This is a genomic window from Jiella pacifica, from assembly GCF_010500815.1.
Lineage (GTDB): Bacteria > Pseudomonadota > Alphaproteobacteria > Rhizobiales > Rhizobiaceae > Jiella > Jiella pacifica.
Genome location: NZ_JAAAMG010000008.1, coordinates 92,752 through 117,787, shown reverse-complemented (window position 1 = coordinate 117,787; position 25,036 = coordinate 92,752). Strand labels below are relative to the sequence as shown.

Here is a 25,036-nt window from a genome sequence, read left to right as displayed (position 1 = left end):
AGGCGTCACTATCGCAGATCGCAAGATGTGCGGGGTAATACCCCGCAATCTTGGCAAGGGGGGCAAAGCCCCCCGTTGCATCCCCCCGGACTGATTACTTGTTAGAAGGCGTGCTCTTCAAGCTATGTCCCGTTAGCGGCGAGGAAGGGATTTTGATCCATATCGGAAATGAATCTTGCTTAGGACATAAGACGACGTATAATGATCTCAACCTGTAATTGTTATCGCGGAGGGCGCATATGGCACGCAAGACTTTTCTGAGCTTTCACTACAAAAACGACAGCTGGCGCGTTTCCAAGATCAAGCAGATGGGCGTCATTGAAGAGCAACCACTCTTGAGTCATAACAAATGGGAAGAAGTCGAAAACGCTGGCGACGCGGCTATAAAAAAGTGGATCGATGATAACATGTACGGCAAAAGCTGCTTAGTTGTTTTGATAGGCGCTCAAACAGCTGGCCGTAAGTGGGTCAAATACGAAATCAAAAAGGCGTGGGATGACAAAAAAGGGGTTCTAGGCGTTCATATTCATAATTTGTCAGACAGCAGCGGATATCGCTCTCAAAAAGGGAAAAATCCATTCGCTGATTTCAACGTGGGTGGAACGCCAATGACCGATCTCGTCAAAACCTACGATCCCCCCTACACTGATAGCAAGGATGTCTATAACTATATTTACAACAACCTAGCAGACTGGGTCGAGACTGCTATTCAAAATCGGTAGATATCTGCCCGAATTAACTGGCTAGGATCTATGCTGTGATATCATACGAAATTTTGATTCTTGGTAACGTAAAAGACGAACAAGTCGCTGTTCTCTCTGCAACGTTGCGAGAAATTATTTCCGACTTTGGTCTTAGCATTGGATCAGATGTGGAGATTAGAACGAGAGACGCAGTCGAAAATCGAGATAGGCATGTTGCGGCGGCAGCAATATATTTCGGAGGTCCGAATAATCCTGACGAAGATATCGCTCGGACGCTATCTTTTCATAGCATTCCGATCATACCTGTAGTTGATTCAAACAGTGATTTTGGCGTTTCGGTACCCCATTTTCTCCATCAATTTAATGGCTATCGGATGCGTGATGACGATCCGGCGATGATTGAGATATCAACAGCTCTGCTCGAATGCATTGGCTTAGTTCGACCCCTACGTCGCGTCTTCATCAGTTACAAACGCACGGAATCCCGCGTAGCTGCAGCCCAGCTTCATGATTTAATCTCAGCGCGCGGTTATGATGTATTCCTGGATACTCATGATATCCGGCCGGGCGAGCCGTTTCAAGACATCTTGTGGCACAGGCTCTGCGACTCAGATCTTTTGATAATGTTGGATACTCCATTGTACTTTGAATCAAAATGGACACGGCAGGAGATAGGACGAGCGCGCGCTAAAGAAATACATGTACTTCGGCTCGTATGGCCTGAACACAAGCCTAACCGAATGACCGAATTCGCCGAAACGCTTTATTTAGAAAGCCAGGACTTCGGATCTGCAGATGGCTCTATCAACGCGCAGCGTTGCGACGAGATAATTTTAGCGGTTGAACGCTTGCGAAGTAAAAGTATCGCATCAAGATATATTTCGATTACAGGTAAATTGCGAGCGGAAATAGCGAAGATAGGAGCTACTATCGAAAGCGTTGGCGCAAATAGGACCGTCGCGATAAAATTAGAGGACGGAAGGCGGATATGGGCTTATCCTATTGTCGGAATACCTAGCGCCGAAATCCTCAACGAAATCTCCGTCCGAGCTAGAATGGCGTATGCTTCTGGAACTCCTGTTCTTATTTATGACCACGTTGGAATAAGAGATAGATGGAATGAGCATCTAGCGTGGCTTGATGAAAACATACGTTCCGTCAGATCCATTAAAGTTTCGGAAGCTGCTTGGCAGCTCGTAGAACTGGGTGAGGGTTGATATGTCAGGGGCTATATTTCTATCAGCTAGTGTGCCGGACCCACAACGGGCGCCGGAATTCGCCACGACATCCGACTCCGTGGCAATAGCAGCCGCTGTCTCGGCGCTCGTATTTGTAGCCCTGGGACGGCGAAAAATCATATGGGGCGGCCATCCGGCAATCACTCCTATGATCTCATTCGCTGCAAAGGATCTAAATATAAAATACAACGAATGGGTGACATTGTATCAGTCGAACTATTTCAAGGAGGAATTTCCCGAAGACAACTCGAAATTCGATAATGTGGTTTACACTAGTAATGTAGGCGGCGATCTTAAAGACAGTCTGGTTGAAATGCGCACTAAGATGTTTTCTGACAATGTTTTCCAAGCTGGAGTTTTCATAGGCGGCATGGCTGGAATTATTGAAGAGCAGAAATTACTCAAAAGTTTGCAGCCAAACGTTAAGATTATCCCTGTTCTATCGACTGGAGGTGCGGCGCTGCAGGTTGGTGCTGATGAAGGAATCGACGCGGAAGAGTTACGAGACGATATGGACTACGTTAGGTTGCTTCATCATCAGTTGGAAATTCCGTTAGATGAAAAGCGCTATGCCAGTCCTGCAGAACAACCTGAAGACCTTGAATTACGACGATGGAATGTAGGTGATCACTGACATGACAAGTAGCTCACAACTCCGAGCAGAAGCAATACCGAGAGGTACACCGGGAATATAGATTGAGAAAACGCTAGCGACCAAACGCTCGGAACTCTGTCACAGTAAGTGCGCCAATCCATTGAAAAGTCGGATACAATATTATTTGTACGTATTTCGTCATACATATAACGATATGACCGCTCAACAAGTAGAGAGTTAGCTGCCAGCCACCAGAATAATAACATGATAAACATGCTAAGAATGGTAATAGATGTTGAATATGTTTGACTAGTTCCAGCCAATGCGATCACTGCTGCGGCGACGGTTACTGATAAAGTCTTTATATTTTGAGAATCGGAACTAACGCGAGAAATGACACCTTGGATCATTTGCAGGTGTGCTATTCGTTGTTCGGGCGTTGTCATCACGATATCTTAAAGCCTTATTTGTCTTTATCAATCGAATTCCTAAGGCGTTCTCGCATCTCCACTCTCCTCCAGAACTCCGGCGTTTCAACTACAAAGTAGCCCTGATCGCGCGATTCGAGCAAGCCTGTTTCGCCGCCTGTGGCCTCCCGTATGTCCTCGACCTGAAGCAGGGGCCGGGCCTGTTCGACAAGGTTATCCCCCGAACCGCTGACCTGGTTCTGGTTGACGTTGAATCCCCGGATCATGACGGAGGTCTTGCCGGAGCGGTGCTCGATCTCTTTGAGCGTGTCGGTATCGGGCAGGCCGCGATAGAGGGTGTGCGCGACGGCTTTCTTCCAGATGCGGGCGATCTCTTTGCCGTACCGCGCTTCGATCTGCGCCGGCGCATTCTGGAACACGCCGACGAAGTTGATGCCGCCGGCCCGGTAGAGGGTGAGGATTTCATGGAAGTTCGAGACATAGAGCGGCCCCCATTCCTCGCCGATGAGGAGAGCGCGCAACGGCCCAGGCGCGGCGGTGAACCGTTCGACTATCGCCGCCGTCATCGCGCCCACGAATGTGCGGCTCGTCTCCGAGGTGGCGGCGCCCGTGATGAACAGCGCCGTGCGCTCGGTCTTCATGTGCGCTGGATCGAACGAGTTCGAGGACGTGACCTCCCGCGCGGCTGTGCCGGGCTGGAATCCCTGGAGTCGTTCCACCATCATCGAGGAATAAGCATTCCACTGATCCTGGCTGTCGGTCCAGCTGGCCACCAGCCGGCACATGCCGGAATCGTCTTCCAGGCGGGTATCCGCCGCCCAGACGAGGAGATCGTCGGCGATCTCGAACCGGCCTCGTCCGTAGAAGTCCCATAAGCCCCCAGGGGAACAGGACCAGCGGCGGGATGGGTAAAGGGCGGTGATCTTGTTGTAGAGGGCAAAGGCCGTGCGCACGCCCTGACCGATCCAGCGGTTCTTGATGTCGCTATCGACCGGAACGAGATAGCTGGCCGCATCATACGCGGCGTCATTCACCGTGCCCCATAAGACGGGATCGGCCGCCACTTCGAGGAGGCGCGTGTTGATGTTGAAGGATTCGGTCGGATAGCCGTGGATGCGGCGCGGGTTGATGAACCGGACCCGGTAGCCTTCCCGCTCCAACGTCTTCCAGCTGATCCAGGCCAGCTCCGCATCCTTGGGATCGGTGATGATCTTGGTGAAGTGCGCCGTGCGTGGGGAGACGAGATTGACGCCAAGGAACCGCGTCAGCTTGCCCTTGCCGGCCTGGGCATCGATTGCGACGGGCTCGGTCCCGTCATAGATCAGCGGCTGACCAGCGAAGAAGCCAAGCTCGATGCCGCGCCGGATCGTCCGGCGCGGCGCTTCGGCGAGGTCCGCCAGGACGGATGGCGAGAGGTCGGTCCCGGTCATGGCAGGAGACCGGCGCGGCGCAGCGCCTCCTCGTCATCGAGCCGCGCGTGGCCCAGCGATCCGCTGGGGTTGGCGTCGAGCATAGCCTGAAGCTGCTGTGCGGCCAGTCGCTCGCTGCGTATTCGCGCGCGTCTCGCTTCCGCTGCATCGCGCCAACCTAGCCTCTGCTGCGCGTGTGATTCGAGCATCCAGGCGATCTCGTAGAGCTCGAACAGGCGGCGGAAACTCATTTGAACTCCTCCTCGTCATCCCAGCTGGCAAAGCGGAACGGTTCGGCAGAGCGCGCCGGACCTTTCATGCGGACCGGCTCGCGACCCTCTTGGCGGACGCGGGCCGGCGGCTCCAGCGCGCGCGGTGCCGGCATGGGCGGGGCGTCCGCTGCTTTATCTTCATCCTCGCTCGATGCTTCGAGAATGGCGATACCGACCGAGCCCAGCACATAGCCGCCGACCACCATGTAGAACCACCAGTTGGGGTCAATCCGGAAGCCGATGAGGATGGCGGAGAAGACGACGAAGGCCGGGACGAGGACCGCGCCGGCGAGGCCGCGATAGATGAACAGCCGCGCTTCATGCGGCTCTATGGTGATGGAGCCGAGCTTGAGCGGCGTCATCCAGGCGCACAGCGCCAGGATGGTCATGATGACGGCGAGAAACGCCAGCACGGCAAAGAGAAAGATGCCGATGAAGGCGAGGCCTGCTCCGACCAGCGCGATGGCAAACGCCATCCCCCCGTCATTGCTGTTGTTCGATGACATGCCCGTTCACTCCTCTTGATAAGAGCGCGGCCTATCGCTCCAGGCGAAGCCCCCGGCTTCTCTGGCGTCCGCTGCCGCGTTCCGGTTGACGGGCGCGGCTTGGTTCACGCGCCGGGCCATCCCGCCCGGTCGTGAAGGCGAGGAAGCGCCCGATCTCCCCGCGCAATTCTCGAAGCTGCCTGGCCTGCTCGTCCCGCAGCGCCTTGATGCGGTCCTGCAAAGCGGCCCGCTGGCTCAGCTGTTTGTCGATCAGCGCCTGACGCGCATCCGCCTGGCGTTGCCACAGCGCGGCCATCGCCGACTCGTTGCGGCGGCGCATGTCCTGGTACTGCCCGCTCACACGCTGCCAGATACCGGGCAAACCGCGCGGCAGGGACGCGGAGCGGCTTCTGATCTCCGCCTGCCATTGCGCTTTATGCTCGGCCTCAAGGCGGACCCTTGCGCGGCGGTGCCGGGCGGTCATCTCCGCCTTCTGATCGTTCAGCGCCTTGGCGGTTTCCGCAAACTTCGCCTTGCTCTCCGCCACATGGCGGCGGATCGCCGGCGTCATGCGCTCGGCAATGCGGGCTTTGGTCTGATCGACGGACCGAAGATCGGCCCCGTCGCCAAGCCGGGCGCGGACGTCCTTGGTCTTGAGGTCCAGCATCCGGGAGAGGGCATGAACGCTGCCGTCATGATCGACGACGACATGCCCCCGCCGGTCGCCGCGTGCCAGGAACAGGCCTTTGCTTTCCAGCGCGGCCTCGAACCCGCGCTGGCAGTCGGAGGTTTTCCAGCACTCCTGGATGATGAGCTTCTGCCAGCGCGGATCGACGCCCTGGCGTTTGCCTTGCTGCCATTCGGCGAGAGTAAAGCCGGTGGGATCGCGCGCGGCCTTGTCCAGCATGCCGCGCGGCATGTCCCAGCCGTGATCGAGATAAAGCGATTGCGAGACGCCCTGCAGTTTGGTCTTGAAGAACGACATCTGCTTGGCCGTCATCGTCTCGGCGTCGATGCGGCTCCACACACAATGGCAATGCCGCCGGCCTTCCTTCTCATGGAAGACGACCGCGCGCGGCTGGCCGGTCAGCCCCAGCTTCTCCTCGACCTGGCCGATGGCTGCCTCGAACTGCGCCGCACTGACGCGGGCGCTCTCCGGCGGGCTCAGGCTCAGCGAGAAGAGATATTGTTTGCAGTGCGTCCCGCGCGCGATGGCTTCAGCTTCCTTGAATGCGCCCTTGAGGTCATCGGAGGCAAAGCCGCGCAGCTCGTGCACCCGTACATGCTCGTTATCTTCCACCTTCATCAGATGGCGGGCGAGGTCCTGTCCCCCGCCGCGCTGCGAGCCCTTGAGGATCATGGTGCCGCCCCGCCCATCTGCAGGCCGAGCGCCTCCATGAGCAGGCGGCGGAGTTCCCGCACATCCGCCAGCGTCTCTTGCAGCTGGGTTTGCGTTTCAGGATCGACGGGCAGGGAACCGGAGCGGGCGGCGCTGGCCAGTTCCGCGAGGTGCGCGCCCAGCTCGGATTTGCCGAGGAGGCCGAGCAGCCTCGCAAGCGCCTTCCGGTCCTCAATGGGTTGGCCGGTGCGCCGCTTGCGCTGACCGCTGCCATCCAGGACCTTGACCCGGATATAGGTGCCGAGCGGTTCGCCCCCGGCTTCTCGCGCCAACTGGGCGCGCTCCTCTTCACTGAGGCGAATGCTGAACGGCGCGGCGCGTTTGCGCTTCGGCCCGTTCGCCGCTTCAGGCGGCGCAAGCCGTACTGTAGGCCGAGGTTTGGAAGGCGGTACGTCCGGCAGGCCGGTCGCACTGGCGAAGACATCCCCTACGGAGAGCATGGCGGCACCTGAAAATCCGAGGATTTTGGGTGCTCAAGCAGGGTATTCCACGCCTCCAGCGTCTCGAACAGCTCGTTCGAGGTCTCGCTGTCCAGGCGCACCACCATTTCTCTTGTTTAGACAGGATTGAACCGCGCCAGGTCCTCCGAAGGCTCCAACGCTTGAGAGACTGGAGCGATGACAAGCAAGAGGACGAACAGGTTTTCACCTGAGATCCGCGAACACGCTGTGCGAATGGTGCTCGGACAGCAGAGCGAGCAAGCCTCGCAATGGGCGGCGATGGGTTCGATTGCAGCGAAGATCGGCTGCATGGCCGAGACGCTCCGGAACTGGTTCGGCAAGCGGAGCGCGACCAGGGTCTTTGAGCCGGCACGACCAGCGGGGAGCGTGACCGGATCAGGGCGCTGGAGCGGGAGAACCGCCAGTTCAAGGCGCCGTGTCCGAAACCCCGTGGGTTTCCGATTTTTACGTATGTCGCCACCTGGCCCGGCAGGGCCGGCCCAGGTGTCTACGTCGCTTTCGTGATCGATACCTTCTCCCGGCGCATTCTCGGCTGGCGGGTGTCGCGCTCGGCGCGGACGGACTTCGTTCTCGATGCTCTGGGACAGGCGCCTCACGATTACAGGCCCGTTCGCAAAGGCGGCCTCGTCTATCACGGCGATCGCGCCATGCAATACGTCTCGATCAAAAACACCGAGCGCCTCGCCGACGCCGGCATCGAGCCATCGGACGGACGCGTTGGAGATTGCGAGGACAACGCCGTCGCCGAGACGATCAACGGCCTCGACAAGACCGAAGTGATCCATCGGCGCGGCCCCCGGAGAAGCTGCTGGGCCGTCGAATTCGCCACCCTCGAATGGGTCGACCGGTCCAACAACCGCCGCCTCCTCGAACCCATCGGATACATTCCCCCCGCCGAGGCGGAGGATCGCTCCTACGCTCAGCTCAAGATGACCTCGATCGCAGCGCAGCACGCAAACAAATCAGCCTCCGGAGAACCCGGCGCGGTCAGCAACTGACATTTTCATTATTGCCGTCCAGCTGCCCGAACGGGCATTTTTTGTGTCTTCCTCCGGTGACCAAAGATCAAACACTCAGGGTTTCCAGTCGAGATCGTGGCGGAGACTGGCGCAAAATTCGCACGCGCCGATCCCGATATCATGGTCCAATGGAATTGTTGTAGACTAATTCTTGGTCCCAAGTTCGAGCGAAGCATAGTTGGCTCGCAGGAACTCGGCCGGCGTCGTCGGCTTGCGACCAAGGAGTTTCTCCAGGTCGCCGGTCTGGCCCTCCCATTCGCCGACGTTGACGCCCTGGACCCAAGTAAGCACAAACCTTGCAGCCGGTTCGGGCATGCCTGCCGAGACGAGATTGGCGATATACTCCTGATCGGAGACGGCTTTCAACGGCACAGGCTTGCCGCTGATGTCCGACAGGATCTGCGCGATATCCGAAAACGACACCGCCGGTCCGCCATACAGAGAGTAGGACTTGTTCTCATGGCCAGCCTCGGTCAGCACGACGGCATGGGCTTCGGCCAGCTCCTCACGGGAGGCATAGCCCGCCTTGCCTGTGCCGGCCGGCGTAAGAACACCCTTCTCCAACGGATTGCCACCGACATAACCCTGAATATTTTCGAGAAATGGCGGATGGCGCACCAGCGTATAGGTCAGGCCGGAAGCCTTGAGTTTTTCCTCGGCAAAGATGTCCTCTTCGGTGACGTGGGGCAGCTTGATGGTCGATTCGGGATTGTGGATGATCGGCATGTAGACGACGTGTCTAACGCCCGCCTGCTTCGCAGCCTCGATGACGTTTTGATGCTGAGTATTGCGATCGGTAAAGGCGTGGGTGGACACGAGCATGACCTTGTCGATCCCTTCAAAGGCGCGCACCAGCCCCTCACGGTCGAGGTAGTCGCCCTTCCGGATCTCGATTCCCCCAGCAGCAAGATCTGCAGCTTTATCCGGATCGCGCGCGAGGCCAACGATATCGTTGGCGGGCACGCGCTTCGAAAGATGCTTGAGGGTCATGCGGCCGATGTTGCCGCTCGCGCCGGTGACAAGGATTCTCGTCATTGATTTTCCTATCGATTCATGGAGTTGCTGCAGCACAGTTGCGCCGCAAGTGAGTTGATTTCGGGGGGCGAAGAGTGGTCAGACGACGATCACGATCTTCCCGACCGTTCGCCGGCTCTCGAGCTGTTCGTGTGCGGTCTTCATGTTCTCGGCGGTCAGTCCCTCGAACTGCGTCGAAACGATCGTGCGCAGCCCACCAGAGACGGCGCGATCGGCGATCTCGGCGTGGATTTTGCCCTGACTGGCCAGATCGAACCCGCTGATCACTTTTGCGAACACCATCTCGGTATGAAGAGAGATGGATTTCGACACGATTGGGCTTGCGTCGAACGGCGGTGCGATATCGACGGCAGACAAGTGGCCGAAGGGCCTCAACAACTCGGCGAACCAGCTCAAATTTTCCGCAGTTCCGGCGGTCGAAAACACCATGTCCACCTGGTCGATGCCGGCGGCTCCGAGCTGGGCGATCACATCCCGGCTGTGATCGACGACCAGATCTGCCCCCATCATCTCGCACCAATCCTTCGATTCCGGACGTGAGGCGGTGGCAATGACGAACGCGTCAGTTTTGGCTTTCAGCAACTGGATTGCCATGGAACCCACACCGCCGGCGCCGCCGACAACGAGCACACGGTCGACACCGGCTGGCAGCGTATCGCGGTCCCGGAACACCGCCTCCCATGCCGTCAGCCCCCCGATCGGCAAAGAAGCGGCATCGACGAATGCAAGCCGATCGGGAACCTTGGCGACGACGCGGTGGTCGACGGCAAGGCGTTCTGCCCAGCATCCGTCGCGGGTAACGTCGCCGGTGCCCATGACGCGGTCGCCAATCGCGAAACCTTTCGCATTCGGACCGACCTGGAGCACCACACCCGTGAACTCCCAACCCAGAATGACGCGCCCACCGCGTTCCGCGCTGCGCACGCTTCTGATCAACGCCTCGCCGGGATTGAGCCCGATCGCTCGGATATCGATCAGCAGATCAGAATCACGCAGCTTCGGTTCAGCGACGTCCATATCCTGGATCGCATAGGCATCCAGAGCATGCGCCTTCTCGTAAGCGAGCGCCTTCACAGCACGAACCGATCTATGAGGGTCAGGTTGAGACCCGCCAAGGGACCACCGACCTGCTGCTGCCTGCCGCCGATCGCGAGTGTGCCGAGATCGACAGCGGCGAAGCCGACCTGTTCGAGCACTGTGATCAACGTGTTCTTCGCGCCGGCGTCGTCACCCGAGACGAAGAGGACGGTTCTCGGCTTTTCAGGTGACGCGTCATCGATCCACTGCATGGGGATCGAGTTGAACGCCTTGATCACCTTGGCGCCGACCGCCTGATCGGCGACGATCTCGCTCGATGTGGGGCCTGAGAGGTCGCCGAGATCGCTCGGGTTCTCGGGGTTGATCCGGTTGGTGGCGTCGACCAGGGTGCGGCCGGACCAATCCGGGACGGACGCGAGCGCCTCCGGGACCCGTGACCACGCGACGCTCAGGACGACTACGTCCTGCTCGGCGGCCTGTTGCGGGGTGCCGGCCGATGCACCGCGACCCAATTTTCCGACAACATCAGCCAAGGTGTCGGGCCCCCGGCTGTTGCTGAGCAGGACCTCGTGGCCAAATGGCAGTATGCGGCGCGCAATCGTCTGCGCAACGGCACCTGCCCCGATAAATCCGAATTTCATGAAGGCCTCCTGGAACTCCGCATGCGCTGTGTTGGCTCACGGATCATCGACCGCCTTGCGCGTCGACACCGTCGTCCAATCCACTTAAGACAGAGCAGACTCTGGCTCCAGTACTGACTATTTTGTAAGTGTCGAGATTAGGAAGATCCCAATGACCGAGGCGACTTTCCAATGTGGCCTGGAAGCGGTTCTGGCCATCCTTGGCGGTAAGTGGAAGCCGCTTATCGTCTATCATCTCGCCGGCGGCTCAAAGCGAACCGGCGAACTGCGCCGGCTGGTCACCAAGGTGAGCGAAAAAATGCTGATCCAGCATCTGAAGGAACTGACGGACGACGGCGTCATTCGCCGTATTGATTACCGGAAGGTGCCGCCACACGTTGAGTACGAACTGACAGACTTTGGCCGGAGCCTTGCGCAGGTACTCGCGCCGCTTTGCGAATGGGGAACGCACCACAATGCGGAAGTCGCGATGATCGTACAAAAGCGGGAACACGCAGCGAGGGTGGCTTAACGGCGTCGAGCCCGCACGACCAGCGAGGAGCGTGACCGGGCTTCCACGACCGCTTCCAGAACGCGGGGGGCATGGCGCCGACGGAATGCCTCACGGCGTGGCGGCGGACTTTGGCCAAGGACTTCTTGCGCAAGCGCGAGTTGAGCGTGAGCGCAGTTGCCCGGCAGGTGGAGTATCGCTCCGCCAGTGCCTTCAGCGTGGCGTTCACGCGTGAGGTAGGAGTGTCGCCGGCACGCTTTGTGCGGGAGGCCGCCGCCGCATTGGCCGGCGCCACGGCAGAGGAATTCGAAGGCGCCATCGCCTGATGGGCTAGCGCAGCGACCAACGGAATCTCCATAGCGAGAACGAAAAGAAGGCAAGGCCGATGGCGACGAGGCTCAGAAGCTGTGGCCAGATGACGTCGAGCCCTGCGCCTCGAAACATGATCGATTGTGAGAGCGCGACGAAATGCGTGTCGGGCGCGAGCGACAGGAGGATGCGCAAGCCCGGGGGCATGTTCTCGACCGGCGTCAGCCCGCCGGCGAGGATCTGGAGCGGAAACAGCACGAGCATCAGGAGCAGCCCGAACTGCGGCATCGAGCCGGCGATGGTGGCAAGGAAGATGCCGAGCGAGGTCGTTGCAAAGAGCTGGAGCGCCATTCCGAGCATCAGGAGCCACAGCGAGCCCGCCACAGGAATGGCTAGCCATGTCTGCACCACGACGGTGATGGAGAAGAACGCCGCGCCCATCACCACCACTGCCATCGGCCAGATCTTGCCGAGCATGATCTCCGCAGGCGTCACTGGCATAACGAGAAGGTGTTCGATCGTGCCGTGCTCGCGCTCACGGATAAGCGCCGCGCCGGCCAGGATGACCGAGAGCAGCGCGACATCGTTGACGACCTCCATCATGGCGCTGAACCAGTTCGGATTGAGTTCCGGGTTGAAGCCGGCGCGCAGCACCAGATCAACGGAGGCGGATTCGGCGACGCGGTAGCGCTGGAGGAACTCAGAAATTTCGCCCGATACGATAGCCTGCACGTAACCAGCGCCGGTGAAGGCCTGCGTCATCCGCGTTGCGTCGACATTGAGCTGCATGGCCGGTTCGCTCCCAGCCAGAAGGTCGCGCTGGAAGTTCGGCGGGATGACGAGCGCAAAGGTATCGATGCCCTCGTCCATGCGCCGGTTCATCTCCGAAAGGGTAATCGCTTGCGGCGGGCCGAAATGGGGCTGGTAGAACGCCGAGGCGATGCGCGCCGACACTGGCGAGGCGTCCTCGTCCACGATGGAGATCGGCGCCCTGTTGAGCGTGAAGGGCATCGAGACCGCCGCCGCATAGATCTGGATCGTGAACACCACGCCGATCAGCGCCAGCAGGGTTGGCGTGCGCAGGAGGTTCCACAACTCCTTGATACCCAGACGCCAGATGGTCGAAATCCGTATTGTCACCGCGCCTGTTTCCGCAGGAAGAACACGCTCAAGGCGAGGAGGACCGGTCCGGCCGCGAGCAGCGACAGGAGCGAGGCGGCGAGATCGCCGAAGCCAAGCGCCTTCGAGAAGGCGCCGCGCGAAACGGTCACGAAATGGCTCGCCGGGTTGATCGCCCCGATCAGCGCGGCCTCGCCCTCCATGGAGGCGACGGGGTCGATCATGCCGGAATACTGGACGGCCAGCGTCATGGTGACGACGGTGGTGAGGAAGATCGCGGCGATCTGGCTGTTCATGAAGCTGGAGATGAACAGCCCGAGCCCGGTCGCCGCGATGGCGTAGAGCAGGCCTCCCAGCGCGTACGCGAGCAAGCTGCCGGTGAAAGGCACGCCCTGCACGAAGATGGCAAAGATGGTCAGCATCGCGAGATTCACCATGGCGAGGCCGACATAGGGGATCTGCTTGCCGAGCAGGAACTCCAAGCGGGTCACGGGCGTGACGTAGAGATTGACGATCGAGCCGAGGTCCTTTTCCCGCACGATCGAGAGCGTCGCCAGCATGGTGGGTATGAACAGCAGCACCAGAGCAATGACGGCCGGCACCATGGCGATGAGGCTCTCGACGTTGGGATTGTAGCGGAACCGCGTCTCGAGCTGAAAATCCGCTTCCAGTGCCCGATCTCCATGGGTTTCCCTTGCCTGCCGCATCAGCCAGTGGGCGTGCAGCCCTTCCACGTAGCCTTGCGCGGTCTCGGCGCGCGAGGCCATGGAGCCGTCGATCCATCCGCCGATTTCCACGTCGCGGCCAGCCGCCACCTCGCGCGCGAAGCCAGGCGGTATCTCGATGGCGAGGCTGAGTTCGCCGCTGCGCATGCGCCGGTCCATGTCGGCATGATCGAGGATCGGAGGACGCTCGGTAAAATAGCGTGAGCCCGAGATGTCGAGCGTATAGTCGCGGCTGAGCGTCGTCTGGTCGTGGTCGAGGACCGCGAAGGGCAGGTCTTCGACATCCATGCTGATGCCGTAGCCGAGGACGAACAGGAGCACCAAGCTGCCGATGAAGGCGAAGGAGGCGCGGATCGGGTCGCGGCGCAGTTCAAGCGCCTCGCGCCGGGCATAGCTCATGATCCGGCGCAGATCGAGCCAGCGCCTCTGCGCCGGCTGATGCCCAGGCCCGATCGCATGGACGATATCAGAGGCGACGTCCGCTTTCGGCTTGGTGTCAGACACGCCGCCCTCGTCCTCGATCGCCGCCTCAAGATAAGAGACGAAGGCTTCTTCGAGATCGGCGCTGCCGCGCTTCTCGACGATGGCGGCCGGCGTGTCCGACACCAGCACCTTGCCGGCGTGCATCAACGAGATGCGGTCGCAGCGCTCCGCCTCGTTCATGAAGTGCGTTGAGATGAAGATGGTCACGCCGTCCTTGCGCGACAGATCGGCGAAGCTTTGCCACAGCGCATCGCGCGCGATGGGATCGACGCCAGAGGTCGGCTCATCGAGAATCAGGATTTCGGGGGCATGGATCATGGCGACGGCCAGCGACAGGCGCTGGGTGACGCCGAGCGGCAAGGCGTCGGGCAGCGATTCCAGCACCTCGATCAGATCGAAGCGCCTCGCCATCTCCTTAATGCGGCCCGGTATGTCCTTGGCCCACATCTGGAAGAGGCGGGCGTGCAGGTCGAGGTTCTGCCGAACGGTCAGCTCAAAATAGAGCGAGAAGGACTGCGACATGTAGCCGACGCGCCGGCGCGTATCGAGATCGTGCGGATCGACCTCGCGCCCGAACAGCTTGGCGGTGCCCTCGCTGGCCGGCAGCAGGCCGGTCAGCATTTTCATGGTCGTCGTCTTGCCGCAGCCGTTCGAGCCGAGGAAGCCGAAGATCTCGCCGCGAGGGATGCGAAAGCTGACATTGTCCACCGCAGTGAAGGTGCCGAAGCGGATGGTGAGCCCATTGGCCTCGATCGCCGGTTCTTCGCCATCGCTCTGCGGGCGCGGCGGAATCTCGACCTGGCGATGTTGGCTGCGTTTTTCCTCCGGCAAGAGAGCGATGAAGGCCTCGTCGAGCGAGGAACTCGCAGTCTTTTCCTGAAGCTCGGTCGGCGTGCCCGTCGCGAGCACGCGACCGCCGTCCATGGCGACGAGCCAGTCGAAATCGGCCGCCTCGTCCATATAGGCGGTCGCAACGATCACCCCCATGCCCGGCCGGTTCGCTCTTATGTCGTTGATCAGTTCCCAGAACTGCCGCCGGGCCAGCGGGTCGACGCCGGTTGTCGGCTCATCGAGGATGAGGAGGTCAGGGTCGTGAATCAGCGCGCAGCACAGGCCGAGCTTCTGCTTCATGCCGCCGGAGAGTTTACCGGCCGGGCGATCTGGAAAGGGATCGAGACCGGTGGCGGCCAGAAGCTCGTGGATGCGGCGCTCGCGCTCCTTGCGGGCATGGCCAAAGAGACGGCCGAAGAAATCGACATTCTCGAACACGGAAAGCGTCGGATAGAGGTTCTTGCCGAGCCCTTGCGGCATATAGGCGATGCGTGGCCCGATCTCGCTGCGATCACGTGCCTTTCGCATGTCAGCGCCCAGCGCTTCGATCTCGCCGGCCTGGACCTTGCGCGCCCCGGCGATCAGCGAGAGGAGCGTCGATTTCCCGACGCCGTCGGGCCCGATCAGGCCCAGCATCTTTCCCGCCGGGAAGTCGAAACGATGAGTCTGCGTGAGATCATGCAGGTGTACCGCAGGCCTGAGACGATAAAGATCATGTTGAGCTACACCCGATTGATGGCGCGGCTCATCGGTTCGGTCTGCGATCATCCGGAGATCATGGCGGCTTACGACGCGACCTATATGGAACCGAGACGCGTCCTGTTTGGAGAGATCCTCGATCGCGCGAAAGCCGAGGGGGCCCTGCGGCCGGATGCAGATATCGAGAACATCATGGACATGTTCATCGGCGCGATGATCACTCGTCTTCTTCTGCGCGGCCGTCCGGAGGGCATCGAGGAGGTGCGCGACTATATCGATCGGCTTTTCGCGCAGCTCTTTGCCGAGCCGTAACGGAAGGCGGCTACACGACATGACGGCCTCCTCGCCGGGACCACAGTCCGGCGAGTCCGCGAACAACAACCCGTTCGTGATGGCAAGGGGCCGGCAGGACGAGCGACCCTCGCTCGACTAGCGGACGGCGGCGGGATCGGTCGTTGACGAGATTGCTTGAAGTGACAGGGCCGTCGCGGCGTTCTGCAGCACGAAGGCCCCCTGTCTTGCGCTTTCCATTGCCCCAGGGCTGGTCAATGCAGGAACCCTTGACGCGACGGCGGCCAACCGCACGAAACGACTGTGTCGCGTGCGGCCGACCGGTTCAACGGATGAGATGTCGACGCCGGCGGCACCTTCCAGACGCTGGGAACGCCTCTGCGTGATCTGATTGGGATGGACATCACCCGGTTGGGTCAATTCGACCAGCGTCTTCTCGCCGCGTACCGCCGCGAGCGCTGCCTTGGCCGTGAAGGCCGGGCCGTGCTTCCGCCTGGCTCGTCGTCTCTCCAGATCGCTGCCATTCTGGCCGCCTTCAGGCAGACAATCCCCGCAGTGCGCTGTGCAGATTTGCCGAGCCATCTCTCACCGCATCAGTTCAACGAGCCGGTGCAGGAAGAACTTCGCGATCGTCGTGCCGTTGGCGGAAAGATGACGCCCAAACTACTACGAACGTTGCCGTGGATCGCGTCGATGGCTTTCTGACCGATGGTTTCAAGACATTTGTCCGATTTCAGGCCTTTGGTCCGAGCTGAAGGCCATTCGAAATGCTGCGCCGCTCACTGTCGGGTCGAGGCTGAAGGTTCCCCTCATGCGCCGCATGGCAGTTTCACAGATCGAAAGTCCTAGCCCGCTTCCGGAGCGTGTATCGTCGTTCCCCCGGACGAATCGGGCGAAGTTCGAACGGGGAAAGCCACGAGGCAGGCCCGGACCGCTATCGGCGACCAGCAGCGTTCCGTCGTCGGAGATGGACACGTTGACGGTGCTGCCGACCGGCGTGTGTTTGCGGACGTTCTCCAGGAGGTTTCGCAGGATCAGGGCGATCAGTGTCGGATCGCCGATTATATGCACCGGTATGTCCAGGCCGTCTGCCTCGATCGACCAGCCGGCGGATACCAGCCGCGGGGCCGCCTCCTGCAGGACTTGGGCGACGGTCTCGCCGAGATGGAGCGACTGAAGGGAGAAAACCGTACTGCCATCCAGCCGGGCGATCTGCAGCAACTGCTCGATGAGGCGGGCCATGGCATCGATGTCCTGCATGGCCGCATCCCTGTCCGGGTCGGAGGCGAGGCTTTCCAGCCGCAGCTTGAGGTCGGCCAGCGGCGTCCTCAGCTCATGGGCGGCATGGATGGAGAAATCGCGTTGAACGACGGCACCAGTCCTGATGCTGTCCAAGGCATGGTTGACGGCCGCAATCAACGGCTGAACCTCCGCAGGTGCCGACGCGCCGGCAAGCCGCTGATGCCCCAAATTGTCAAAGGTGATCCGTTCGGCCTGCGCCGCCACGCGCCTCAATCCCCGGAGACTGACGCGAACGATGGTCACTGCAGTGATGACCATGACGACGAGCATTGCCAGCGCCGCCCATCCCAGCTCTTCGAGAGACTGGGCAAAGAACGTGTTGGTCAAAGCGGTGACATCCGAACGCGGTCGCGCCAGCCGGAGCCATACCCCTAACTCCGGCACAAAAAGTTCGGCGATGAGGACTGGTCCGGTGCCATCAAGCGTCAGCCCGCTCAGAAGAACCGGTTCCGGGTCTGCCGGTCCAGGGCGTCCGGCTGGAGCATTGGTGTCGGAGCGATCCAGCACCGTCCCCGCCCTATCCGTGACGGTGTAGCCGTAGACGGGCCGTGTGCCCGACAGCAGCCCGGTATAAGGCGGGTCGAGCTCCACGGATGGCTCGGCCGGGCGGTCGAACACGACCGTTCCGTCCGGCTCGCGCCGAAGCAATTCCGCCCATTCCTCGACTTGAGACGATAAGCCGCGTTCTTCTATGGCGAATTGGCCGCGCGTGAACTCCATGGACAGGATCGTACCCGCACCGATCAGGGTCAGCGCAGACATCACGGTCACGACGACCGCGAGCCTCACATCGAGGCGATAGGCCCGTCTCATGATCGGGTCTCGCTCAGAATGTAGCCCAGCCCTCGCAGCGCCTTGAGCTCGACCGTCGCCCCCGCGTCCGAGAGCTTCCTGCGAAGCCGATGAACCAGCGTCTCGACCGCGTTGTCCGACCAGTCCTGGTGAAGCGCATAGAGATGCTCGCCCAGCATCCGCTTCGGGGTCACGCGGTCGCCGGCACGGATCAGCTTGTCGAGGGCTGCATGCTCCTGGGCGGTCAGCCTGACGTCCCGATCGGCCACGGTCAGGCTCGTGCTGTGAGGGTCGTAGAGAAGATTGCCGATGCGAAACTCGGCCGCCGTGATGTCTGCGGAGCGTCGTCGCAGCGCCCTCATTCGGGCCAGCAACTCTTCGGTCGCAAACGGCTTGACGAGATAGTCGTCAGCCCCAGCATCCAATCCGGCCACCCGGTCTCCGATCTCGTCCCGCGCGGTGAGCATCAACGTCGGGGTCCGCAGGCCGGCGGCGCGGATGGACCTGACGAGCGCCCGCCCATCGCCATCGTCGAGCATGACGTCCACGATGCAGAAGTCGTATGGCGCTATTTTCCAAGCCGCCTCGGCGTCCGCGACCGTTGCGAACACATCGACCGCATGACCGGCCTCGGTCAGCCGTCGCCCCAAGGCCTCGGAAAGCAAGCGATCATTTTCGACCACCAGAATTCGCACCGCGACTCTCCCTAACCTTCCGTTGGCTGGTCAACGCGAAGCTCTCACCGTGCTGGGCCCGAGCCTGCAAGTGTTCTGCAAGCTAGCCAGCGCATGCGCCGGCGCCATGAGCGCATCCCTATCCAACCCCGTTTCATCTGGCGCGAAATCGGACTTTCTGATTATCGCGTTCTCGATTGGCATTTTGGCAACCAGCACGTTTTTCTGGTTCTTTCCAGAAGTCGATCTGGTTGTGAGCCGCTGGTTTTTCAGCCCCAGCGACGGCTTCATCTCGTCCAGCAATTCGAACCTGCAATGGCTCCGGAAAAGTTCTCCCTGGGTCCTGGGCGGGGTTGTTCTCGTTCTCTTGAGCCGCATTCTCCGGGATGCCATCCACGGCGCCTTGACCTGGTCACGGGTGCGCAAGCCGATCTGGCTGCTGTCCGGATTAGCCGTTGGTCCGGGCCTGATTGTGAACGGCCTCTTGAAGGAGCATTGGGGCCGACCCCGACCAAGGCAGGTCGACGCCTTTGGAGGGGACGCAGTTCACCAAATGGTCTGGGTCATCAGCGATTGGTGCGATCGAAACTGTTCCTTTGTCAGCGGAGAGGCTTCCTCGTCGGCGTGGCTCGTCGCTGCGGCCCTCGTTACGCCCAAGCCGATAAGGCTGGCCGCAACAGCAACGGCCCTTATCTATGCGGGAGCGTTGTCGCTCAACCGGATCGCCTTCGGCGGACACTTCCTTTCGGATGTTATCCTCGCCTGGCTGATCTGCGGGCTCGTCTTTGCAATTCTTTATCGGCTTATTCCAGACACGTGATCGCAAAGCGAAAACGTGGACGGGTGCCGCTCAGTGAGCCGAGATAGGCTCCCGTTCCGGCGCAATCCCGGTATGGCTTCCGCGCCGAGCATCGGACTGCTCGGGGTGGCGAAGGCCGAGAGGAGGTGGACAACCCGGCGCTCCGGTCGTGGCTGCGGTGCGAGGTCTTGCCGTCGATGGCAACAGGGTCGACCCGCTCGAGCCATGTCGCCCGCACCCAATCGCTGAAAGCCCGAGAGAACAGCGCCGGATTGATCCGGTTCATCAGGGTAGTCAGCCGGCATTCGCCCGGAACGCCATGCTCATGGGGCAGAAAGCGCTACAGGAAGTGCAGGTGCGCCGCGCTCCGGGCGGTGATGTTCTCGTCGTCGTCGCAGTCGGCCATCGAGCCGCAGACGATCAGCAACAGAACCTCCCGCAGATTTTCGATCTCGGCAAATCCTCCGCCAGAACCCACAGGTGGGAAGTCCGGCTCCAATCCTCGGCAGAATGCTCATGGGTACGGCTCCTCGGCTCAACCACTTTCGTGGAACCAGCCTTTCCAAAAGTCGTCAGCTACCCTCACATGAGTTCGAGGTGCTTGCGGATACCGTCTCCATTTGAACCGCTCGCGTCGCTGTGCCATAGGAACGGGCAGGGTGGAGATTTTCGATGTCTGGATGCCGCGCATCGCGCGTCGCGCCGACCCGCCGTTCCAAGGACGTTTCATGCCGTTTCGCACTTCCATCACCCCGCTCGTCCGGGCGCTTTCCGAGCGCGGCTACGAAGAGCCGACACCCGTGCAGGACGCGGTGCTGGAGGAGGGGACGGCGGAACGCGACCTCCTCGTCTCGGCCCAGACCGGCTCCGGCAAGACCATCGCCTACGGCCTCGCCATCGCCGGAACGCTGCTCGGCGACGAGGAGCGCTTTGCGCCCGCCGGCGCGCCGATGGCGCTGATCGTCGCGCCGACGCGGGAGCTGGCGATCCAGGTCACCGCGGAACTCACCTGGCTCTACGCCCATTGCGGCGCCGAGATCGTCACCTGTGTCGGCGGCATGGATCCGCGCGCCGAGCGCCGCAAGCTCGAGCGCGGCGCCCATATCGTCGTCGGCACCCCGGGCCGGCTGCGCGATCACCTGGAGCGCAACGCGTTGAAGATCGGCGGCCTGAAGGCGCTGGTGCTCGACGAGGCCGACGAGATGCTCAATCTTGGCTTCCGGGAAGATCTGGAGTTCCTGCTCGAGGCGACGCCCGCCGAGCGGCGGACCCTTTTGTTCTCCGCCACCTTGCCGAAGACCATCATGGCGATGGCCAAGCGCTATCAGCGCAATGCCCAGCGCATCGAGGTGGCGAAAGGCACGACCGGCCATGTCGACATCGAATACCGGGCGATCCGCATCGCGCCGAACGAGGTCGAGCATGCCATCGTCAACGTGCTCCGCGAAGCCGAATCGCCGAGTGCCATCGTCTTCTGCAACACCCGCGAATCCGTCCGCCATCTCTCCTCCGGCCTTGCCGAGCGGGGCTTTTCCGTCGTGACCTTGTCGGGCGAGCTCGGCCAGGCCGAGCGCAATCAGGCGATGCAGGCCCTGCGTGATGGCCGGGCGCGGGTTTGCGTGGCGACCGACGTCGCGGCGCGCGGCCTCGACCTGCCGAGCCTCAACCTCGTCATCCATGCCGAACTGCCGAGCGACGCCGAGACGCTGCAACACCGCTCGGGCCGCACCGGCCGGGCCGGCCGCAAGGGCGTGTCGGCGCTGCTGGTGCCGATTTCGCGCCGCCGCAAGGCCGAGCGCCTGCTTGCCGAGGCCAGCATCCGTGCCGTCTGGTCGGGCGCGCCGTCGGCCGAAACCATCCGCCGCCTCGACGAGGAGCGGCTCCTGTCCGATCCGCTCCTGACCGAGCCGGCCAGCGAGGAAGATCTGACCGCGGCCAAGCGTCTCCTCGAGACCCGCAGCCCGGAGGATCTCGCCGCCGCGCTGGCGCGGATCTACCGCGCCCGGCTGCCGGCGCCGGAGGACGTGTTCGATCCGGGCTTCGGGCCGGACCTGAAGGTCGCCAAGGACAGGGACTACGCCGCCAAGAGCCGCCGCCCCGACCGCGACGGCGACGGCGACCGCGGCGGCCGGGAGCAGGTGCGCGGCGGGCCGGTGGTCTGGTTCCACATGGATGTCGGCCGGCGCAACAATGCGGACCCGAAGTGGATCCTGCCGCTGATCTGCCGGCGCGGCAAGATCACCCGCCAGGAGATCGGCGCGATCAAGATCTTCGATCGCGAGACCAAGTTCGAGATCGCCGAGAGCGTCGCCAAGAAGTTCGCCGCCTCGGCCGAGGTCAGCGACGGCGACGACATCACCATCTCCTTTGCCGACGGGCCGGCGGGCGATGCCCCGCGCGGCAAGTCGGGCCCGGGCCGGGGCGGCAAGCCCTTTGCCGGCGGCAAGCCGGGCTTCGACCAGCCCCGGGGCAAGAAGCCGTTCCATCGCAAGGGTGGCAAGCCCGAGGGCGCCTGGGCGCCGGGCGGCGCTCCGTCCGGTGCGCCGCAGGGCAAGCCGCGCAAGCCGAAGCGTCCGCAGGGCTGAGGCGCGTCAGACCATCGACGCCGCGAGCGCCAGAGCCAGCGCCGGCAGCGTGACGACGATGCCGATTTTCAGGAAGGCGAGCGCGCCGTAGCGGATACCCTCCCGGCGCAGCGCCAGGAGCCAGAGGATCGTCGCCAGCGACCCGGTGACCGAGACGTTCGGGCCGAGATCGACGCCGATCAGCACCGCGTCGACGATCTTCGGCGAGACGTCCGCCGCCGCGACGACGCCGCCGGCGACGAGGCCGAGCGGCAGGTTGTTGGTGAGGTTGGCCGCGATCGCCGTCGCGGCGCCGACGATCGGCGCGGCCCAGGCGCCGGCTTCCAGAGACACCCATCTCAGCGCCGCCACCAGTTCCGCTTCGAGGCCGATCCGGTCGAGCGCGCGGACGATGACGAACAGCCCGGCGACGAGGACGAGGGTCGTCCAGGAGACGCCACCGAGCGTGGGCCACGGGCTCCGCCTTTCGCCGAGCGAGACGAGCAGCAGCGTCGCGAGGCCGGCAAGCGCCGTCGGCAGGCCGAGATCGGCGCCCAGCGCCGAGGCCGTCAACAGCGCGGCGACCGCAAGGCCGAGGCCGAAGGCCGCAACCTTGCCGCCGCGCGACAATTCCGGCGTCTCGTTTTCCGGTTCGATGCGCTTTCTGAGGCTCCTGCGCGTGACGAGAAGGAGCACGGCATAGGTGACGAGGATGGCCGCGAGCGACGGCAGGGCGAAGCGCGCCAGCCATTCGCCGAGGGGCGGCATGTCGGAACCGAAGACGACGATGTTCGCCGGGTTGGAGATCGGCAGCACGAAGGAGGCTGCGTTGGCGACGAAGGCGCAGACGAGGAGATAGGGGATCGGGTCCTTCGCCTTCGCCGCCCTGGTGACGGCGATCACCGCGGGGGTCAGCACCACCGCCGTCGCGTCGTTCGACAGGAAGACGGTCACCAGCGTGCCGACGCCGAAGATCAGCGTGAACAACCGGACCGGCGAGCCCCCGGAGGCCCGTGCGGCGCGGGCGGCGAGATAGTCAAACAGGCCCTCGCGCCGGGCGATCTCGGCAAGCAGCATCATCCCGGCGAGAAAGAGATAGACGTCGGTGCCCGAAGCGATTCCGGCGACACCCTCCGAAACGGGCAAGAGCTGCGCGATGATCAAAAGGGCGGCGCCGAGGGTCGCGAAGATCCATTCCGGCCAGCCGAAGGGCCGGACGATCACGCCGGCGATGGCAAGCGCCGCGATGGACGACGTGGCAAGCGTCGCAAGTTGCTGGGTCATGGGAAGGGCTTCATCCGGCTTTTGCGAAAGGAGCCGCCGGGGGATGGTGGAGACGGACGGAGCTTGCCACGAAAGGTCCGGCCTCGCCTCAGTAGATGCCGGGAACGAGCCGGGCGGTGCGGGCGCGATAGTCGCGGTAAGCCTGTCCGAACGTCTCTTCCATCATTGCTTCTTCCGGCCCGACGCGCAGGAAATACAACGTTCCGAAGCCGACGAGCCCGGCGAGCCCGGCGACGAGGTTGGGCAGGAGCAGGGCCTGGGCGAGCGCCATGGTCCAGAAGGCGGTGTACATCGGGTGGCGCACCTGCCTGTAGATGCCGCTGGTGACGAGTTCGTGCTTCTCGCGGATGTCGAGGGAGACCGACCACATCCTGCCGAGCGCCTTGTGGGTCAGGCGGAAGAGGACGAGGGCGGCGATCATCGCGGCGACGCCGAGACCGGTCTGGACCGGCGAGGGAGAATAGGTCGCAAAGCGCGGAAAGCCCGTGGCGACGAAGATCCCCGGCAGGATGCCGAGGCCCGACAGAGAGATCAACATGCGGACCGTCTCGGCCCGGCCCCGTGCGGTCTTCTGGACACGCCTGCGCTTTGCCCGTCGCTCGAACGGATAGCGGATCACGTACCAGCCCGCGACCAAGAGCACCCAACAGATCTTGCCGAAAAGCGCCGCGCTCATGCCGAGCCTCCCGTCGCCGGGGCTGCAGCCGAGACGTCCTTCGGCGGTCCCGGCAACGGCTTCAGCGGCGGCCGGTCGAGGCTTGCCTCATAGGCGAAGTCGCCGAGCGGGTGCGGACCGGTGAGGAGCAGGTGGAAGGAATAGGGCGCGCGCCGCTCGACCGGCAGGACGAACTGGCGGTGCAGCCGGAAGAAGTCGCGCTTGATGCGCTTGTAGGTCTCGGGCTTCACCAGCTTCCTGAAATGAATGCGCACCACCCGCGGCGTGCGGCCTTCTTCGATGTCGAGGGAGGTGGCGGGATTGGACTTGTAGAAGTTGATCGGATCGGACAGTCCCTGGCAGTCGGTCCAGGGAACGAGCCGCTCGGTGACGAGGCGCTTCACCGCCGCGCGCTCATCGCGCGCCGCCGGATGCAGCGCCGTCTTCATCAGGCTCGAACCCACGGTGAGGAGGTGCGGCTGGCAGCCCGCCAGATCCGGCCGGCTCAGCGCGTCGTCGAGCGCCATGACCGCCAGGACGGCGCCGAGGCTGTGGGCGGCGACCACGAGTTCGGTGCCCGGCTCTTGCGCGCCATCGGCGAGCCGCCGGGCAAGTTCCTCGGCCTGCAGGCGGACGCGTTCGCCGATCGCGGTGTTGCGCCGGCGGCAGATGTCGCGTGCCATCGCCCAGTCGTCGAGGGCCGTGAGGAGGTGCAGCTTCCTGTTGGCGAGATGGAGAAGGCCGACGAAGACGGCGATGGCGATCGCAATGCCGAGGAGGGACGCGGCCAATGGGCCGAGATCGGCCGCAAGGCTGGCCGCCAACCAGCCGAGACAAAGGCCGAGGGCGAGGGAGGCGAGCAGCACGACGATCGGGTAAAGATAGAACAGGCCGTAGCGCCAGCTCACCGTAAAATAGCGAAAGACCGTGCCGGAAAACAGGAAGTCGGCAAGCGCCACGTAGCCCGAGAGGAACCGCCGCCAGAACGGCCGGGCCGCATAGGACAGGATGAGATCGCCCCAGTCGAAGAAGACGATCTCGGTGTCGGTGCGCCAGGGGCGATTGCCGGGCGCAGCGCCGCCGAGCCGCACGTTCAGCTTCGGAAACAGACCGCCTGGGCCGTTCGCGCCGGCCGGCTCCTCGAGACCGACCGTCAGGTCGAACAGCGCGGCGGCGGATTCGGCGCCGCGGCGAAAGCGCCTGACATGGGCGTCGCCGCGTAGCGGCTCGAAGCCGGGAAAGAGGCAGACGAGCCGGCGCGTGATCATGCTTCTCCCCGGGCGCTGTGGTTTGGA

Annotated in this window: 22 protein-coding genes and 4 pseudogenes; 9 read left to right on the top strand and 17 right to left on the bottom strand. The window is 62.4% G+C overall.

Features of this window, described 5'->3' with window-relative positions; translation table 11 throughout:
• Window positions 1–239 precede the first annotated feature (239 nt).
• From GTK09_RS11780 to thcA, 3 genes are read left to right on the top strand one after another with little or no spacing between them, the layout of a single operon-like run.
• A complete protein-coding gene (locus tag GTK09_RS11780; RefSeq protein WP_163463356.1) occupies window positions 240–722 on the top strand; it encodes a TIR domain-containing protein in 483 nt (160 codons plus the stop codon).
• A gap of 35 nt (window positions 723–757) precedes the next feature.
• Complete coding sequence (thcB4, locus tag GTK09_RS11775) at window positions 758–1,921, top strand: Thoeris type III anti-phage system protein ThcB4 (RefSeq protein WP_163463355.1); 1,164 nt, start codon at window positions 758–760, stop codon at window positions 1,919–1,921.
• A 1-nt stretch (window position 1,922) separates the two neighbouring features.
• Entirely contained in the window at window positions 1,923–2,576 is a 654-nt protein-coding gene (gene thcA, locus GTK09_RS11770; protein ID WP_163463460.1) for a Thoeris type III anti-phage system protein ThcA, read from the top strand.
• A gap of 424 nt (window positions 2,577–3,000) precedes the next feature.
• Here thcA and GTK09_RS11765 read toward each other — a convergent pair whose 3' ends face one another.
• Genes GTK09_RS11765 through GTK09_RS11745 form a run of 5 tightly spaced genes read right to left on the bottom strand, consistent with a single transcriptional unit; the run spans window position 3,001 to window position 6,970 of the window.
• On the bottom strand, window positions 3,001–4,395 hold the full coding sequence (locus GTK09_RS11765) for a type IV secretory system conjugative DNA transfer family protein (protein ID WP_163463354.1): 1,395 nt from the start codon (window positions 4,393–4,395) through the stop codon (window positions 3,001–3,003).
• Window positions 4,392–4,625, bottom strand: coding sequence for a hypothetical protein (locus GTK09_RS11760; protein WP_163463353.1), 234 nt, complete (start codon window positions 4,623–4,625; stop codon window positions 4,392–4,394). The genes GTK09_RS11765 and GTK09_RS11760 overlap by 4 nt, the downstream gene beginning before the upstream one ends.
• Window positions 4,622–5,152, bottom strand: coding sequence for a hypothetical protein (locus tag GTK09_RS11755; protein ID WP_163463352.1), 531 nt, complete (start codon window positions 5,150–5,152; stop codon window positions 4,622–4,624). Before GTK09_RS11755 ends, GTK09_RS11760 begins: the two co-directional genes overlap by 4 nt.
• 31 nt (window positions 5,153–5,183) lie before the next feature.
• Entirely contained in the window at window positions 5,184–6,491 is a 1,308-nt protein-coding gene (locus GTK09_RS11750) for a relaxase/mobilization nuclease domain-containing protein (protein WP_163463351.1), read from the bottom strand.
• Complete coding sequence (locus tag GTK09_RS11745; protein WP_203560992.1) at window positions 6,488–6,970, bottom strand: hypothetical protein; 483 nt, start codon at window positions 6,968–6,970, stop codon at window positions 6,488–6,490. The genes GTK09_RS11750 and GTK09_RS11745 overlap by 4 nt, the downstream gene beginning before the upstream one ends.
• Window positions 6,971–7,341: 371 nt before the next feature.
• Between GTK09_RS11745 and GTK09_RS11740 the strand changes: the two are divergent.
• Window positions 7,342–7,989 (top strand): annotated as a pseudogene (locus GTK09_RS11740) (DDE-type integrase/transposase/recombinase); the annotation flags it as partial.
• Window positions 7,990–8,154: 165 nt separating this feature from the next.
• Here GTK09_RS11740 and GTK09_RS11735 read toward each other — a convergent pair.
• The 3 genes from GTK09_RS11735 to GTK09_RS11725 form a co-directional block, all read right to left on the bottom strand.
• On the bottom strand, window positions 8,155–9,045 hold the full coding sequence (locus GTK09_RS11735; RefSeq protein WP_163463350.1) for an SDR family oxidoreductase: 891 nt from the start codon (window positions 9,043–9,045) through the stop codon (window positions 8,155–8,157).
• Window positions 9,046–9,123: 78 nt separating this feature from the next.
• On the bottom strand, window positions 9,124–10,119 hold the full coding sequence (locus GTK09_RS11730; protein ID WP_163463349.1) for a zinc-binding alcohol dehydrogenase family protein: 996 nt from the start codon (window positions 10,117–10,119) through the stop codon (window positions 9,124–9,126).
• Entirely contained in the window at window positions 10,116–10,724 is a 609-nt protein-coding gene (locus tag GTK09_RS11725; protein ID WP_163463348.1) for an NADPH-dependent F420 reductase, read from the bottom strand. The genes GTK09_RS11730 and GTK09_RS11725 overlap by 4 nt, the downstream gene beginning before the upstream one ends.
• Before the next feature lie 151 nt (window positions 10,725–10,875).
• Here GTK09_RS11725 and GTK09_RS11720 point away from each other — a divergent pair, with 151 nt between their 5' ends.
• The gene (locus GTK09_RS11720; protein WP_163463347.1) at window positions 10,876–11,235 is read left to right on the top strand and encodes a winged helix-turn-helix transcriptional regulator; all 360 of its coding nucleotides are present in this window, start codon (window positions 10,876–10,878) and stop codon (window positions 11,233–11,235) included.
• A gap of 53 nt (window positions 11,236–11,288) precedes the next feature.
• Window positions 11,289–11,540, top strand: a pseudogene (locus GTK09_RS11715) (helix-turn-helix domain-containing protein); the annotation flags it as partial.
• A gap of 4 nt (window positions 11,541–11,544) precedes the next feature.
• Here GTK09_RS11715 and GTK09_RS11710 read toward each other — a convergent pair.
• On the bottom strand, window positions 11,545–12,657 hold the full coding sequence (locus GTK09_RS11710) for an ABC transporter permease (RefSeq protein WP_163463458.1): 1,113 nt from the start codon (window positions 12,655–12,657) through the stop codon (window positions 11,545–11,547).
• Window positions 12,658–12,659: 2 nt separating this feature from the next.
• Window positions 12,660–15,449: a ribosome-associated ATPase/putative transporter RbbA gene (gene rbbA, locus GTK09_RS11705; RefSeq protein ID WP_163463345.1), complete on the bottom strand. Its 2,790-nt coding sequence runs from the start codon at window positions 15,447–15,449 to the stop codon at window positions 12,660–12,662.
• Between rbbA and GTK09_RS11700 the strand changes: the two genes are divergently transcribed.
• The gene (locus GTK09_RS11700; protein WP_163463344.1) at window positions 15,396–15,692 is read left to right on the top strand and encodes a TetR-like C-terminal domain-containing protein; all 297 of its coding nucleotides are present in this window, start codon (window positions 15,396–15,398) and stop codon (window positions 15,690–15,692) included. The two genes, rbbA and GTK09_RS11700, sit on opposite strands and share 54 nt — an antisense overlap.
• Window positions 15,693–16,013: 321 nt before the next feature.
• Here GTK09_RS11700 and GTK09_RS11695 read toward each other — a convergent pair.
• The 3 genes and pseudogenes from GTK09_RS11695 to GTK09_RS11685 all read right to left on the bottom strand — a co-directional run.
• Window positions 16,014–16,184: pseudogene (locus GTK09_RS11695) on the bottom strand (IS3 family transposase); the annotation flags it as partial.
• Between the two features lie 201 nt (window positions 16,185–16,385).
• Window positions 16,386–17,786, bottom strand: a complete 1,401-nt coding sequence (locus GTK09_RS11690) for a sensor histidine kinase (protein ID WP_163463343.1) — start codon at window positions 17,784–17,786, stop codon at window positions 16,386–16,388.
• Window positions 17,783–18,460: a response regulator transcription factor gene (locus tag GTK09_RS11685; protein ID WP_163463342.1), complete on the bottom strand. Its 678-nt coding sequence runs from the start codon at window positions 18,458–18,460 to the stop codon at window positions 17,783–17,785. Before GTK09_RS11685 ends, GTK09_RS11690 begins: the two co-directional genes overlap by 4 nt.
• 106 nt (window positions 18,461–18,566) lie before the next feature.
• On the opposite strand from GTK09_RS11685, the gene GTK09_RS11680 reads away from it, so the two are divergent.
• Window positions 18,567–19,259 (top strand): phosphatase PAP2 family protein, encoded by a 693-nt coding sequence (locus GTK09_RS11680; protein ID WP_163463341.1) that lies wholly within the window; start codon window positions 18,567–18,569, stop codon window positions 19,257–19,259.
• Window positions 19,260–19,327: 68 nt separating this feature from the next.
• Here GTK09_RS11680 and GTK09_RS27450 read toward each other — a convergent pair.
• Window positions 19,328–19,781: pseudogene (locus GTK09_RS27450) on the bottom strand (ISAs1 family transposase); the annotation flags it as partial.
• Between the two features lie 185 nt (window positions 19,782–19,966).
• Between GTK09_RS27450 and GTK09_RS11670 the strand changes: the two are divergent.
• Entirely contained in the window at window positions 19,967–21,823 is a 1,857-nt protein-coding gene (locus tag GTK09_RS11670) for a DEAD/DEAH box helicase (RefSeq protein WP_163463339.1), read from the top strand.
• Between the two features lie 6 nt (window positions 21,824–21,829).
• Here GTK09_RS11670 and GTK09_RS11665 read toward each other — a convergent pair whose 3' ends face one another.
• From GTK09_RS11665 to GTK09_RS11655, 3 genes are all read right to left on the bottom strand, one after another.
• Window positions 21,830–23,086 (bottom strand): arsenic transporter, encoded by a 1,257-nt coding sequence (locus GTK09_RS11665; protein ID WP_163463338.1) that lies wholly within the window; start codon window positions 23,084–23,086, stop codon window positions 21,830–21,832.
• Window positions 23,087–23,174: 88 nt separating this feature from the next.
• Window positions 23,175–23,762, bottom strand: coding sequence for a protein-S-isoprenylcysteine O-methyltransferase (locus tag GTK09_RS11660; RefSeq protein ID WP_163463337.1), 588 nt, complete (start codon window positions 23,760–23,762; stop codon window positions 23,175–23,177).
• On the bottom strand, window positions 23,759–25,009 hold the full coding sequence (locus GTK09_RS11655) for a DMT family transporter (protein ID WP_163463336.1): 1,251 nt from the start codon (window positions 25,007–25,009) through the stop codon (window positions 23,759–23,761). The genes GTK09_RS11660 and GTK09_RS11655 overlap by 4 nt, the downstream gene beginning before the upstream one ends.
• Window positions 25,010–25,036 lie beyond the last annotated feature (27 nt).

What these genes read in the sequence shown, in the direction of transcription:
- GTK09_RS11780 (WP_163463356.1), top strand. Translation starts at nt 240, where the DNA reads ATGGCACGCAAGACTTTTCTGAGCTTTCACTACAAAAACGACAGCTGG.
- thcA (WP_163463460.1), top strand. Translation starts at nt 1,923, where the DNA reads ATGTCAGGGGCTATATTTCTATCAGCTAGTGTGCCGGACCCACAACGG.
- GTK09_RS11765 (WP_163463354.1), bottom strand. Translation starts at nt 4,395, where the DNA reads ATGACCGGGACCGACCTCTCGCCATCCGTCCTGGCGGACCTCGCCGAA.
- GTK09_RS11760 (WP_163463353.1), bottom strand. Translation starts at nt 4,625, where the DNA reads ATGAGTTTCCGCCGCCTGTTCGAGCTCTACGAGATCGCCTGGATGCTC.
- GTK09_RS11755 (WP_163463352.1), bottom strand. Translation starts at nt 5,152, where the DNA reads ATGTCATCGAACAACAGCAATGACGGGGGGATGGCGTTTGCCATCGCG.
- GTK09_RS11750 (WP_163463351.1), bottom strand. Translation starts at nt 6,491, where the DNA reads ATGATCCTCAAGGGCTCGCAGCGCGGCGGGGGACAGGACCTCGCCCGC.
- GTK09_RS11745 (WP_203560992.1), bottom strand. Translation starts at nt 6,970, where the DNA reads ATGCTCTCCGTAGGGGATGTCTTCGCCAGTGCGACCGGCCTGCCGGAC.
- GTK09_RS11735 (WP_163463350.1), bottom strand. Translation starts at nt 9,045, where the DNA reads ATGACGAGAATCCTTGTCACCGGCGCGAGCGGCAACATCGGCCGCATG.
- GTK09_RS11725 (WP_163463348.1), bottom strand. Translation starts at nt 10,724, where the DNA reads ATGAAATTCGGATTTATCGGGGCAGGTGCCGTTGCGCAGACGATTGCG.
- GTK09_RS11720 (WP_163463347.1), top strand. Translation starts at nt 10,876, where the DNA reads ATGACCGAGGCGACTTTCCAATGTGGCCTGGAAGCGGTTCTGGCCATC.
- GTK09_RS11700 (WP_163463344.1), top strand. Translation starts at nt 15,396, where the DNA reads ATGTTGAGCTACACCCGATTGATGGCGCGGCTCATCGGTTCGGTCTGC.
- rbbA (WP_163463345.1), bottom strand. Translation starts at nt 15,449, where the DNA reads ATGATCGCAGACCGAACCGATGAGCCGCGCCATCAATCGGGTGTAGCT.
- GTK09_RS11690 (WP_163463343.1), bottom strand. Translation starts at nt 17,786, where the DNA reads ATGAGACGGGCCTATCGCCTCGATGTGAGGCTCGCGGTCGTCGTGACC.
- GTK09_RS11680 (WP_163463341.1), top strand. Translation starts at nt 18,567, where the DNA reads ATGAGCGCATCCCTATCCAACCCCGTTTCATCTGGCGCGAAATCGGAC.
- GTK09_RS11670 (WP_163463339.1), top strand. Translation starts at nt 19,967, where the DNA reads ATGCCGTTTCGCACTTCCATCACCCCGCTCGTCCGGGCGCTTTCCGAG.
- GTK09_RS11665 (WP_163463338.1), bottom strand. Translation starts at nt 23,086, where the DNA reads ATGACCCAGCAACTTGCGACGCTTGCCACGTCGTCCATCGCGGCGCTT.
- GTK09_RS11660 (WP_163463337.1), bottom strand. Translation starts at nt 23,762, where the DNA reads ATGAGCGCGGCGCTTTTCGGCAAGATCTGTTGGGTGCTCTTGGTCGCG.
- GTK09_RS11655 (WP_163463336.1), bottom strand. Translation starts at nt 25,009, where the DNA reads ATGATCACGCGCCGGCTCGTCTGCCTCTTTCCCGGCTTCGAGCCGCTA.